The following is a 13,485-nucleotide window of genomic DNA, read 5'->3' as shown; positions in this document are numbered from 1 at the left end:
TTTAGCTTGTCCCCTTCACCACCAACCCTTTATTCTTCACGTTATTAAAATCTAAATACTACTTAATTTCCGTAAACGTCGTATTCAAAATACTTGTTGTTTACCGCTTCATATTTACCGTTTTCACGCAGATCTTTAATGGCGTTATTCAACTTTTCTTTTAAGTCTTTATCTTGTTTGCGCACGGCAATACCAAAGCCATCGCCAAACCATTTTTCATCAGTAACCGAGGGCCCCACAAACTCAAACTTGTCGCCACCGTCTTTATTCAGCAAACCTTCTTCAATAGCCGTCGCATCTAAAAAGACATAATCAACACGGCCCGCTTTCAAATCCAGATACGCTTCATCGGCGGTGCCGTAGCGTACCAACTTTACGTCTTTACCAAAGTTATCGGTCACATATTTGTCATGAGTGGTGGCTATTTGCACGCCCACTCGCTTGCCTTTTAGTCCGGCTTCGCTTAAATCAAGTTCGGTGCCTTTTTTGGCGACAAATTTATTAGGCACTAACGCATATTTATTGGTGAAGTCTACGGTGCGCTTACGTTCTTCGGTGATCGACATGGCGGCGAGAATAGCGTCATATTTACGCGCTAATAATCCAGGAATAATGCCATCCCAGTCTTGTGCAATCAGTTCACATTTTACTGCCATTTGTTCACACAAGGCGTTCGCCATATCGACATCAAAGCCTTGCAGCTCACCGCTTTTATCGGTCCAAGAAAATGGCGGATAAGCTCCCTCTATTGCAAAGCGTACCGTTTCCCACTCTTTTGCTTGTACGGCTCCTGCCGCAAACGTCGCCATGATGGCACCTGCAACTAACAGTTTTTTCATCACATTACTCCTTGTATTACGCTTGTTGTATATCCGTTTTAGCCATTTTCGGTAGGCCTGTTTATTGACAAACAGCTTTAATAAACCGACGAGATAAATTGTTTAAACCGCTCTGAACTTGGGTTAGCAAACACCTGCTGGGGATCTCCCTGTTCTTCTACCATGCCTTGATGCAGAAACATTAACTTATTAGACACTTCTTTAGCAAAGCTCATTTCATGAGTCACTACCAGCATGGTACGGCCTTCTTCGGCAAGGCTGCGCATAACGCCTAATACTTCCCCTACCAATTCAGGGTCCAGCGCCGAGGTGGGCTCATCAAATAGCATGACTTCTGGGTCAACCGCTAACGCTCTGGCAATGGCTGCCCGTTGCTGTTGCCCACCCGATAAATGATTAGGGTAATCACCTCGTCGTTCATACAGCCCCACCTTGTGCAGCAGCGCTTCGGCCTTATCTATGGCCTCTTTTTTGGGCACTTTTAATACATGAATAGGGACTTCAATAATATTTTCTAATACGGTCATATGTGACCATAAATTAAAGCTTTGAAACACCATAGCCAAGCGAGAGCGAATACGTTCAACTTGGTGCATACTCACCGGCTCGCGTTCCCCCCCCTTGCCGGTACGCATTTCGATAAGCTCGCCATGTAGGCGTACGTCACCTGCAGAGGGCGTTTCTAACAGATTTATACAGCGTAGAAAGGTGGATTTACCTGAGCCAGAAGAGCCGATGATAGAAATAACATCGCCATTTAAGGCTGTTAAATCAATGCCTTTTAGCACTTCTAGGGCACCGTAATGTTTGTGCAAACCAGACACTTCAAGGGCTGCTTTATTCATCTATTACACCCTTATTTTGATACGGCTTTATGAGCATAGCGCTATCTTAACTCGTTAATGACTTGTTACACTTGATGGAAAAAATATCACCTGTTGCCGCTAATAACAAGGTGTGATGCTGTACACCAGCCAAGTAATCGCTTACTTTTCAAACAGTAACAGGCTATCTGATAACTCAAAGACTCGTTTACTATTTTTTATCTATGGCTGCTCGCGTATTCTATACATTTCAAATAGCATGGCCTTTAGCCTGTATCAACCCATTGGAAATGACACATGTACTCGGGATTATTGCTCGTTTTATTACCTCTAGCATTGGGATATTGCATTCCATGCCGTTCGCAATCGTTGTTGCATGTGCTGAATGTGTCTGTGGCTCGCATGGTATATTTGATCTTATTTCTGATGGGGATCAGCTTAGCGTTTGTAGATAATTTAGTGGCCCATCTAGGTACTATTTTCCAAGTAAGCCTTGTGTTTTTAGCGTGTATTAGCGCAGCAAATTTAGCGGGATTATGGCTGTTAGATTTACGCCGGGGGCAGCTGAAGGGAAAACGTGGTGTGCCGGTCATTAGTAAGTGGGCGTTACTGTTAGACTCGGCAGGGTTATGCCTCGTCATTCTTGGCGGCGTGATCACCGGGCAATTTCTTGATGCAGACTGGTTTAAAGTAGATACCTTAAGCGAATGGGCACTGATGCTACTGCTGTTACTGATTGGCGTGCAGCTACGTAACTCTGGAATGAAGCTCAGACAAATTTTGCTCAATCCCTGGGGGCTCAGCATTGCCTTTATTGTATTGGTCAGCTCTTGGGCCGGCGGCTTATTAGGTGCTTGGTTGCTAGATATGCCTCTAAACCATGGCTTAGCTTTTTCATCAGGTTACGGCTGGTATTCTCTGTCTGGCATTTTAATTAGCGACCAATTAGGCCCAGTGCTAGGCAGTGCTGCTTTTATTAACGACCTTACACGCGAGCTGGTGGCGATTATGATGATCCCTGCTTTAATGCGCCGCTTTCCTTCTTGTGCGGTGGGCTACGGTGCAGCCACCGCCATGGACTTTACGCTGCCGGTATTACAGCGCTCCGGTGGCGTAGCCATTGTTCCCATTGCCATTGTTTCTGGCTTTATTTTAAGCTTAGCAGCACCCATTTTTATGCTGACGTTTCTCTCGCTGGGTTAGACAGCAAAATATTGTAAAGGGTGAAGGGGAAAGGGAAAAAACAGCGCCGAGCGCCCAGCTAAACAAAAAATTAAACATACAACGCTTTAAGTCGTCATCTGTAAGGTAAGTTCACAACCAAACCATCTTGCTTCGCAAGACTTGCAGCTAAAGCGCAAGGCTACAAAAACGGGTATGTATCTTTAACTTATGGCGTACAGCGTAAGGCGTATAGCGGGTATGACCGCGTCATTTTAGACAATAAACGTAGCGGACGAGTCTTTTTTTGTCATTTTTGGCTCTAGCTTGGTGCTTGGCGCCGGGCGCTTTTTTTTTGGTGCTTTTTGAGGCTAAAACAGCTGATTTTGGGGTTAAAATCCCTTTATATCTTGCACCTGAGCGCTCAATCGGTATTGTAAATAAGGAATTTTGGTTTATTTACTTCCAAAGGAAGGATATTTAATGATGAAAACTGTAGGTCTAGTCGGTTGGCGCGGTATGGTGGGTTCGGTATTAATGAGCCGTATGGTAGAAGAAGGCGATTTCTCCCGTATTAAACCGGTCTTTTTCACTACCTCTCAAGCAGGTCAACCCGCCCCCGACTTTGGCACCGAAGCCGGTACCCTGCAGAATGCTTACGACATAGACGCTCTTAAAGAGCTCGATGTGGTACTTACCTGTCAGGGCGGCGACTACACCAATGACGTGTATCCTAAGCTGCGCGCCGCTGGCTGGAATGGCTATTGGATTGATGCCGCTTCTGCCCTGCGTATGGATGACGATGCTCTAATTGTATTGGATCCCGTTAACGGTAATAAAATTAGCGAAGCGCTGGCAAACGGCACTAAGACCTTTGTTGGCGGTAACTGTACCGTTAGCCTGATGATGATGGCGCTGGGCGGTTTGTTTGAAAAAGACTTGGTTGAGTGGATTGCGGTATCGACTTATCAAGCCGCATCCGGTGGTGGCGCACGTCACATGCGCGAACTAATCACCCAAATGGGCATGCTACGTGATGAAGTAGCCACAGAGCTTGCCGACCCAGCATCAGCCATCCTTGAACTAGAGCGCAAGGTTACCGAAAAAACACGCAGTGGTGATTTACCCGTCGATAACTTTGGTGCTCCTTTAGCTGGCAGCCTGATCCCTTGGATTGACTCTCAGCTAGAAAACGGCCAAAGCCGCGAAGAATGGAAAGGCCAAGCAGAAACTAACAAGATCTTGGGTACCGAGAAAGTAATCCCAATTGATGGTTTGTGCGTGCGCATAGGCGCACTGCGCTGCCATAGCCAGTCGTTCACTATCAAGTTGAAGGAAGATATCTCAATTCCTGAAATTGAGAAAATTCTGGCTAGCAACAACGACTGGGTTAAGGTGATTCCTAATGACCGCCAACGGTCGATGGACGAGCTAACACCTGCAGCGGTTACTGGTACTCTAAGTGTACCGGTCGGTCGATTGCGCAAGCTGAACATGGGCCCACAGTATTTGTCTGCCTTTTCGGTTGGCGATCAGCTGCTGTGGGGTGCCGCCGAGCCCCTACGCCGTATGCTGCACCTATTGCCATAGGTATGATTTTGTCATGCTAAAGCAAAAGCCCGCCATTTTGGCGGGCTTTTTCATGATCATACTTTAACCGTTCGCTATAATACCAATCACACTAAAAAAATGGTCTGATTTTATTTCATGTAAAGGTCGAACAAAGGCTCTATTCCACCGACACGCTGCAAGCACATCCGTGTGACGCTCAAACACATAACATCCCTGTTATGTGATGGTCGGTGGAGTAGATACCTTCACTCGCCCCTATGCCACGGAGCCGCCTGAGGGTGAGGTTAGCAGACAACTCGGTGCTTAAAGAGAGGTAACAGAGATGGCCTCCCACGACCGTGATATGCCAAGGATGGCATGTCCGAGCTTACATGGATGTACTCGTAGCGTGTCATGGGAGGCGGCTGTGTTACCTCTGACGTTCCGACCCAACACCTGACCAAATACTTAATGTGATTGGTATAAATACCTGTTATGCCTGCGCCTCTTTCATTGTTACAGCATGCAGCTCGTCGTCGGCTATAATCTTGTTCCGTCCGGTATTTTTAGCGTGATATAACCGCTCATCTGCCAGTTTTATGGTTGCGTCAAAGGTTGATATATCATCAAAAATGGCCAACCCGGCACTAAATGTTACTGATAGGGTGGTGTCATTTCTATTAAAAACAATTTTTTCAAATTCATCTTTTATCTTATTCATCAACATCTTGGATGAGTCCATACTGATATCGTAAAAAACGAGTAAGAACTCCTCCCCACCCCACCTAACCGTCAAGTCACCGCCTTTAACATTATCCGTTAATACTCTTGAGAGCCTGACGAGTACCAAGTCGCCAAAGTCATGACCATAACTATCATTAACACTTTTAAACTCATCTATATCTAAAATAGCCATTATAGCTGACTTTTTGAGGGTACCTTTCTTCAATGCAACCATGATACCGCTTCGATTTAGCAAGCCGGTCAACGGGTCGGTGTTAGCGAGGTGTCGATGGTTTTCTGAAGCTTCGGATATGGCGTCATAAGAGCCAATTCGAATCAATTCACTAGTCAATATCAAGACATACAGCGCAACGGACGAGGCTATTATTCTGGTAACTTCAGCATTGGAATAGTTATAAACAAACGAAAATGGCCCCAAAATAAAGACCAAACTCACTAATAGATAAAGACCCATATAAATACTGCCAACCTTGGGCCCGGCAAGAATGACCATCAGCATAGATAACGAGTAGGTCCAGTAAACCCCTGAGCCATCGGCACCGCCACTCAGCAACAAATACCACGTTAGACAGAGCAAAGTAGAAGAAAGAAAAAGACTGGCAGGCCGAATATGCGGTGTTTTTTTGATGACAAAGCTAACTGCTAGCACAATAGCGATAAACAAAAAAAGCACGTAAAAGAGTACTACTCGACCTTGAGTAAGGGAGACTACCCCAAAAATGCAGAGCAAAAGGGTGCCAATAGCAGAAAATGCAAACACGAGTGTACGTTTGCGCTCATTTTCTATTTCATCTGGTGTTTTTCCAAATTTCAACGTTTATCCCCTAATATAACGCCACATCAAGTTGGAGAAATGACGACGCCGGAATGCTTATCACCTTGCACCAAAACGCGGGATTACCGTCTAATTGAGCATCCTGCTCGTAGCCTGCTGCACTAACGCCCAGTGGTTACGGGAAGTAGTACTTTTTATTTTTTTGAGTCTGTTGCCAATACTGCACTAACATTCGCGTACGACGCTATCATTATACGACGCAACCATTGCAAAAAGAAAGTTTTGAGAGCCTCCGAGCAGCGCAGTTAGAACACATCATAGCCAACATGGTGTCGTCATCAAGTTTACAACGCACACGACAAGCCCTCTCCCATATAGTAATACCAATCAGGAAAATTAACTGATCAGATTTTTATGTCTTCTGTAGATACTCTGTTGGGTGTCAAGGTCTCACGTTAGCTTTGTAGGCTGGCCTCTTTTAGGCCGTGCCACCATTATTGTGCGAATAAATTCGCCCCTGCAAAAACAAGGATCCATCCTGATCGTAGATCGATTTCAATCGACCAAAAAACATAGCACGCCCTAAAGAGGTCGAATACTCCTTGCCTAAATAAGGCGACCCTATGCTCGGGTGGGTTGGTATTTACCACTTGTTTTATGATTTTACTTGGATAAATATTAGCGCTTAAAGCTGACCTTTGTACCTCTAGCGCTCAACTTCAAAACAGCTCACATACTTACTTAGATTGGTATAACTGTAGACAAACATTTCCGTTTTACACGGAAAAAAGCGTGAAGTGTGAGGCAGACGAAATAACATCAAACCGGTTTTAGCCTTAAACAAAACTTGTTCACAAAATCGCCTCGGGTTAGGATCTGCCCCCTTTTGCCGATCACACCCGAGGCCCTCATGAAAACATTCATTCCTAGCAAAGATGCTGCGCTGGAAGACTCCATCAGCTACTTCCAACAACAGTTGGTCAACTTAGGATTTGATATCGAGGAAGCCTCTTGGCTGAATCCGGTGCCTAATGTGTGGTCGGTGCATATTCGCGATAAACAATGCGGTTTGTGCTTTACCAACGGTAAGGGTGCCAGCAAAAAAGCCGCATTAGCCTCGGCACTGGGTGAGTACTTTGAGCGTTTAGCCACTAACTACTTTTTTGCCGACTTCTACCTAGGCCAAGACATCGCCGAGGGTGACTTCGTACATTACCCCAATGAAAAATGGTTTGAACTGCCCGCCGATAATAACCTGCCTACCGGCATGCTTGATGAGTATACCCGTGGCTTTTATAACCCCGACGGTGAAGTTACCGCCGATATGTTGATCGATTTGCAATCGGGCAACGAAGAACGCGGCATCTGTGCCCTACCCTTTGAGCGTCAAGGCGATAACCAAACCGTTTATATTCCCATGAATATCGTCGGTAATCTGTATGTGTCTAACGGCATGAGTGCCGGTAATACCCGTACCGAAGCCCGCACTCAAGGTTTATCGGAAGTCTTTGAACGTCATATTAAAAATAGAATTATTGCCGAGCGCATCAGCTTGCCCACTATTCCTGCTGAGGTGATGGCTCGTTATCCGCATATTCAGCAGCCGATAGCCGCACTAGAGGCAGAAGGCTTCCCTATTCATGCCTTTGATGCATCGCTTGGTGGCGCATACCCGGTGATTTGCGTGGTGTTATTTAACCCTGATAACAGCACCTGCTTTGCTTCTTTTGGTGCTCACCCGCGCTTTGAAGTAGCACTAGAGCGTACCGTCACCGAGCTGTTGCAAGGCCGCAGCTTAAAGGAACTGGACGTATTTGTGCCACCTTCTTTTAATGATGACGAAGTAGCCGACCATCATAATTTAGAAACCCACTTTATTGATTCTTCTGGCCTGATCAGCTGGGACCTTTTCCAAGAGCAGTCTGATTATGACTTTGCCGATTGGGATTTTAGTGGCAGTTCGGAGCAAGAGTTTGCGCATCTATTGGCGATTTTCAAACAGTTAGAACAGCCCGTCTACATTGCCGACTACGAGCATTTGGGCGTGTATGCTTGCCGTATTCTAGCACCTGGCATGTCGGATATTTACCCGGTAGAAGACCTATTGCTGGCCAACAATAATATGGGCGCTAATTTGCGAGCCACTCTGCTGAGCTTGCCAGGTTCTGATGCTGATGCCGAGCAGTTAATGGGCTTATATGAGCTGTTGGAAGAAGAAGGCTTAGACGATTTCACCCGTGTACGTGAGCTGCTGGGCATTGCTTCAAGCAAAGGTACGGCATGGCATACGCTGCGCATTGGTGAGCTTAAGTGCATGTTGGCCTTGGCCGCTAACGAATTAGAGATAGCGCTGGAATATGCAGATTGGACCTTAAGCTTTAACGCCTCGGTGTTTAGCGACGAGCGCCACCGTTATTATCGCTGCTTAAAAGCTGCCCTTGAGCTGTTCTTAAGCGAAGACCGGGACCCTACTCAATACCGCTCAGCCTTTAGCAGCATGTTTACTGCAGAAACGGTCACTGAAGTGTGGGCACAAATTGATGGCAGTGCGCGTTTTCATGGCTTAACGCTGGCAGACGAAAGCTTGGCTGATTTTCCTGCGCATCAAGCATTGCTGGCCACTTATGAAAAACTGCAGCAAGCGAAGCGCAAAGCCATGTGAATGACTTGAAAAGCAATGTTGGATGTTCTTAAAAGCAATGATGGATGTTAAATTTTGAATGTTGAATTTAAGACCTAGATCTATAGTGACTAGGGGCTAGGGACTCGTGATTGGAACACTGGGGTTGTCTGTCCGTTACTATTCCCTATTCACCAATCCCTACTCCCCTGTAATAAAAAAACCGGCTGACGCCGGTTTTTTTATTACTGAGCAAAGGTGCTATTACGACTTTTGCTTTTTTAGAATGTCTTTTAATGCAGCTGCATCTACGGCGCCGGGGATCAGAGTACCGTCAGTGAAGACCAATGCGGGAGTACCGTTTAGGCCTAAGCTGCGGAACAGGCTTAAGTTTTGGTTCAACTTGTCCGACACTTGCTTGCTATCGGCGGCTTTCAGCAAAGCTTTGCTATCTAACCCGGCCTTGTCGGTAATAGAGGCCAGCGCTGCGGTTTTTACGCGCTGCTGGCTCATTAGTGCCTGATGCAGCTCTTCATATTGGCGTGGTGCTTCTTGAGCCGCCGCCAATGCCAGTCGGGCAGCTTGCACCGAGTCTGGGCCCAAAATACCTAAATCTTTAACGATGACTTTGAGTTCAGGCTCATCTTTGATCAAGGTGTTCAGTGTTTCGTTCATACGGCGGCAATAAGGGCAGTTATAGTCGGTGAAATACACCATGGCTATTTTGCCTTTGGGATTACCCATAATACCGTCGGTTTTATTAGCAAACAACTGACTAGACTGCTGTTTTAATTGCTTAGAAAATTCAGCCTGTTGTGCCAGCTGATCTTTTTCTTCCAGCTTAATAATGGCTTCACGCAATATTTCTGGCTGTTCTAGCAGTGTTTCGCGTACTAGCTTTTTCACTTCAGCTGCGCTCATCTCTGCTTGAGCAGGCGTGGCAGAGAACAGACCCAAAGCAAGTATGGGGGCCAATGTAGTTAATAATTTAGGTTTCATCCAGCGTCTCACTTCAGATTAGGTTATCGGAGGCAGCCTATCAGACCAAAGAATACAGCAGAAGGCCTGCCTCACTTATTAATTAAATAATCGCGATCCAGATAAGTACGCATCCAGTGGGGTTTGAACACCACTAACACGGTAATCGCCATGCCGTTAAGCAACGCTTCAGGAAACAGCAACAAGGGCAACACGCTGAGGTAATTATCCAGCACTGTTTGCCAATTATATTGGTCTGACCATACCATAAACCCAGAAAAAATTAAGGTTTTCATCGAGATAGTTAGCGCAGCATTGAGGAAGCCGGCGACAAAAATATACACAAATAAATGGCGGTATAAATAGCTGTAGGTCAGTAGAAACACCAAGTAGCTAAAGCTAAACGGTATTACCACGCCAAGCAGAAGGTTAACATCGAAGGTAGACCATGACTCAAAGCCAAAGAAGGTGATCAGCAACAAGCTAAGGCTGCTCATCAATAGCCCCATGCGCCAGCCCAGCATTAGCGCAAGTGTCGTGAGGCCAAGAAAGTGCACCTCTAGCCCTTCTTTCACTCCCGCCTGCAGCATCCACAGAGGCACCAGAGCAATGGCGGCACCAAAACTTAAATGATGGCGGGTTGTGTCTGCCAACCAGTCACGCCAGTCTACATTCCAGGCGGCAATTAATACCGCCAGCACACCCAGTATAATCACGTTCCCCTCACTTTTTATGGCACGCTAAGTAATGCCGCTTAACAGGTGTGGTTCTGCCGTCATTCCCGAAGGAACGTCATCCTCGCGTAGGCGCGGACGGGAATCCAGGGCCTGTGGCGCAGAACGATCAACCAACGGACCGCCTGCAAAGAAACTGGCCCCCCGCCTTCGCGAGGGTGACGATAAAAATAAGCTAGCCCCTGAATCCACATAAGTTATGCCGGACTGCTTAAGTAACCCCGCATAACTGGTGTGGTTCTGTCGTCATTCCCGCGAAGGCGGGAATCCAGGGCCTGTGGCGCATAACTATCAACCAGCGGTCCGCCTGCAAATAAACTGGCCCCCCGCCTTCGCGAGGGTGACGAGAAAAGTAAACCTGCCTCATAATCCACATGAGTTACGTGGCCTTACTTAGTTAGCGGCTGTTTGCTCTGCAAGCTTTATTGGTGCACCAACTAAGGTGTAATCGAGTTTATCTAGGGTGACGGTAACCGACAGTTTACTGTTTTCTCTATGGCTGATTTGCACCAGTTGATAATCTAACTCGGGGGCAACCCAAAAGCGTGTTTGGCGCTTACTGCCGCCACGGTCGCGCTCCACAATCAGGCTATCAAAACTGCCAACACCGGTTTTAATCACTTCTTTGCCTACCACATTAAAGGTAACGTCTTTTATTTCGTCATCGCGCACTACGGGGTAGGTAAAGCTGGTTTTACCGGCCATAAGATCGCAACGCGCCTCAAAGAAAAAACTCACAGAGTCAAAGGCGCCGTCTTTGGTCGACATTAAGGTGTCACCTTCCTTACCCTGATAAAGCACCATTTGAGTTTTATTATCAAACACCAAGCGCTCTTCATGACGAGTACCTAGGTATTTGGTTTTATAGCTAAAGGTTTCTGGCACCGCGGTGCAATCTTTCCACCTAAAGCTGGCTTTTTGATCGACGTCTAACAGCCAATGTGCCAAAGAAAAGTGCACATGATACTGATCTTTATTGCGGTCGATATTGAGGGTGTTAACGCCACGGGTTTTATCACCGTTGAGCAGCACGCTAAATTCGGCTCGCAAATGCTCAATATCTTGAGCACCGGCGGCTCCCGTGGTCAAAAGGACACCCAGCCCTAACACTATTTTTTTAAACATCAGCTTTCCTCATCTATCTGTGCCTGAACATTGGGCAAGGTCTGCGCTAACCATACACCAATCACCCCCAGCAAAGAAAATACCAGGATAACCGCAAGGTTGGATAATAGTGCTAACAACATGCTCACGGCGCCCACCACCAATAGTAATATTCCCATTAGGGTATTACTGACCGCGACATAATCGGTGCGCCGATTTCCGCCGGCCAAGTCAACCAAATACGTTTTACGCCCCACTCTTACGCCAGCATGAGCCAAGCTAAGAACAAAAATAACCACCGGAAAGTAACCCAGCCAAGGCGTGCCGGACCACCAATCAAGGTGCAACCACACGACAACGCCCAACACAGAGGCAATGGTGGCCGCCCACTGCATAACACGACGAGCAGAGTGGTCTGCCATGCGCCCCCATATCCAACTACTAACAAACTGGGCTAACCCTTGGGCAATCACCAGCCAGCCCAGCACTTGCATACTGGTGTCATTTTCTCGCGCCAGCAGCACATAATACGGCGTGACTAACGCCGTTGATAACAACAAGGTGCGTACCAATAAAAAGCGCGCAAAGTGGGCGTCTTCTCGCACCAGCTTGAGGTTCGATAACGCATGTTGCCAGCCGTTCACCGCGCCTTCGGTGGCACCCGCCTCTTCTGCTATGTTCCAATAACACAGCATGCCCAGCGCCCACACCACGGCGGCGGCCAGTAAAATAAGCGCGTATCCCCATAACGGAATGTCATTTAAAGTACTAAGCACCAAGCCAAATAGCAGCCCTATGCCACCCGCCCAGCTGGCACCTGCCCCCGTGACTTTACCCCGTTCACGTTTAGGAACGGTTTTGCCCAATACATCTTTGGCGGCAATGGAGCATAAGCCTCGAGACAGGCTCATTACCGCCAGTAATGTAAGCAATAAAATACCGGCCAACCAACCCGAACTCATTAACGCTACCGCGGCCATCAAGACTAAACATGCCGCCTGTAAGCCCGCTCCCCATAGCCAAGCTCCTTTTCGTTTGGGCAAGCGCCTAACGTAAGCACCCAGCACGATTTGTGGCAGCATGGATCCGCTTTCACGTACCGGCACTAACCAGCCGATAATCCACACGGGCGCCCCCACCGCTTGCAACAACCAAGGTAATACGGTTTTGGCGCTGGTCATTAGCTCGGCCAAGGCCGTGGCGATTTGTGCAAGAATCAACCAGCGACGATTACCTTTAATAACGTTACAGGCTTCATCGGGAATATCTTTACAAAGCCGAGCATCTTCTTCCACATTGAGTGCGCGAGCTAAACGGGTTGCGTTTATTTTTTTCAATATCATCTCAATCTCTCACTGGATCACGAAAATGACTTCATCTTGTTCTCAGGCCGCACTAGAGACCCTATGATAACAAGCTAGAATAACACCATGAGCTTTGTTAAAAGCTATTGACGATACGCTTTATTACTTACGCTCTTTATCACCGACACAAGGATTAAAATACCAGATGGATACGGGCTACCGCATTATTATTGCCGATGACCACCCCTTGTTTCGTAGCGCCCTTCATCAAGCGGTGCAAACAGCAGTAAAGGGGGCTGAGCTGCAAGAAGTAGACTGTATTACTAGTTTAATGCAGTTGCTGAGTGAAGCCGAAGACATCGACCTATTGCTGTTGGATCTTAAAATGCCTGGGGCTAGCGGTTTTTCGGCACTCGCATCGTTACGTCATCAATACCCAGACTTACCCGTGGTGATCGTCTCGGCAAACGAAGAACCCGCCATAGTGCAGCAGGCAATGCGCTTTGGTGCCATGGGCTTTATTCCTAAGTCTGCGCCTATGCCCACCTTGGTAAGCGCGCTTAATATGATTTTAGAGGGAGAGCCTTGGTTTCCTGAGGGCATTAGCTTAGAAGATGCACCACAAGATAATATTGCCGAGCGCCTAGCCAGCCTAACTCCCCAGCAGTTTAAAGTGTTAATTATGTTGTCTGAAGGTAAGCTCAACAAGCAAATTGCTTTTGAACTAAGCGTCTCAGAAGCCACGGTAAAGGCGCACGTTACCGCCATATTTCGCAAGCTCAATGTTCAAAATCGCACCCAAGCGGTGATCGCATTGTCGCAGATGGAATAATACATAGCGCCCGGCGCCC

11 protein-coding genes are annotated in these 13,485 nt (G+C 47.1%); 4 read left to right on the top strand and 7 right to left on the bottom strand.

What is annotated here, in order from left to right; all coding sequences use genetic code 11:
* Positions 1-62: 62 nt before the first annotated feature.
* The gene (locus tag ACFQ1C_RS05925) at positions 63-839 is read right to left on the bottom strand and encodes an ABC transporter substrate-binding protein (protein ID WP_379557680.1); all 777 of its coding nucleotides are present in this window, start codon (positions 837-839) and stop codon (positions 63-65) included.
* 77 nt (positions 840-916) lie between these two features.
* Entirely contained in the window at positions 917-1,684 is a 768-nt protein-coding gene (locus tag ACFQ1C_RS05920) for an ABC transporter ATP-binding protein (RefSeq protein ID WP_379557679.1), read from the bottom strand.
* A gap of 276 nt (positions 1,685-1,960) precedes the next feature.
* Here ACFQ1C_RS05920 and ACFQ1C_RS05915 point away from each other — a divergent pair, with 276 nt between their 5' ends.
* A complete protein-coding gene (locus ACFQ1C_RS05915; RefSeq protein ID WP_379557678.1) occupies positions 1,961-2,866 on the top strand; it encodes a lysine exporter LysO family protein in 906 nt (301 codons plus the stop codon).
* A 444-nt stretch (positions 2,867-3,310) separates the two neighbouring features.
* Positions 3,311-4,414, top strand: coding sequence for an aspartate-semialdehyde dehydrogenase (gene asd / locus ACFQ1C_RS05910; protein ID WP_379557695.1), 1,104 nt, complete (start codon positions 3,311-3,313; stop codon positions 4,412-4,414).
* A 454-nt stretch (positions 4,415-4,868) separates the two neighbouring features.
* Here asd and ACFQ1C_RS05905 read toward each other — a convergent pair whose 3' ends face one another.
* A complete protein-coding gene (locus ACFQ1C_RS05905; protein ID WP_379557677.1) occupies positions 4,869-5,933 on the bottom strand; it encodes a GGDEF domain-containing protein in 1,065 nt (354 codons plus the stop codon).
* 871 nt (positions 5,934-6,804) lie between these two features.
* On the opposite strand from ACFQ1C_RS05905, the gene ycaO reads away from it, so the two are divergent.
* Positions 6,805-8,556, top strand: a complete 1,752-nt coding sequence (gene ycaO / locus ACFQ1C_RS05900; RefSeq protein ID WP_379557676.1) for a 30S ribosomal protein S12 methylthiotransferase accessory factor YcaO — start codon at positions 6,805-6,807, stop codon at positions 8,554-8,556.
* A 222-nt stretch (positions 8,557-8,778) separates the two neighbouring features.
* On the opposite strand, the gene ACFQ1C_RS05895 is transcribed toward ycaO, so the two are convergent.
* From ACFQ1C_RS05895 to ACFQ1C_RS05880, 4 genes are all read right to left on the bottom strand, one after another.
* On the bottom strand, positions 8,779-9,513 hold the full coding sequence (locus ACFQ1C_RS05895) for a DsbA family protein (RefSeq protein WP_379557675.1): 735 nt from the start codon (positions 9,511-9,513) through the stop codon (positions 8,779-8,781).
* A 71-nt stretch (positions 9,514-9,584) separates the two neighbouring features.
* The gene (locus ACFQ1C_RS05890; protein ID WP_379557674.1) at positions 9,585-10,208 is read right to left on the bottom strand and encodes an energy-coupling factor ABC transporter permease; all 624 of its coding nucleotides are present in this window, start codon (positions 10,206-10,208) and stop codon (positions 9,585-9,587) included.
* Positions 10,209-10,619: 411 nt separating this feature from the next.
* Positions 10,620-11,351 (bottom strand): DUF3108 domain-containing protein, encoded by a 732-nt coding sequence (locus ACFQ1C_RS05885; RefSeq protein WP_379557673.1) that lies wholly within the window; start codon positions 11,349-11,351, stop codon positions 10,620-10,622.
* On the bottom strand, positions 11,351-12,667 hold the full coding sequence (locus ACFQ1C_RS05880; protein WP_379557672.1) for an MFS transporter: 1,317 nt from the start codon (positions 12,665-12,667) through the stop codon (positions 11,351-11,353). Before ACFQ1C_RS05880 ends, ACFQ1C_RS05885 begins: the two co-directional genes overlap by 1 nt.
* A 172-nt stretch (positions 12,668-12,839) precedes the next feature.
* Here ACFQ1C_RS05880 and ACFQ1C_RS05875 point away from each other — a divergent pair, with 172 nt between their 5' ends.
* Complete coding sequence (locus tag ACFQ1C_RS05875; RefSeq protein WP_379557671.1) at positions 12,840-13,466, top strand: response regulator; 627 nt, start codon at positions 12,840-12,842, stop codon at positions 13,464-13,466.
* Positions 13,467-13,485 lie beyond the last annotated feature (19 nt).

Origin of the sequence: Oceanisphaera ostreae, assembly GCF_042676125.1 — a bacterium.
Taxonomy (GTDB): domain Bacteria; phylum Pseudomonadota; class Gammaproteobacteria; order Enterobacterales; family Aeromonadaceae; genus Oceanimonas; species Oceanimonas ostreae.
Note: the sequence above shows the minus strand (reverse complement) of the source record. Positions and strands in the feature narration are given on the sequence as shown.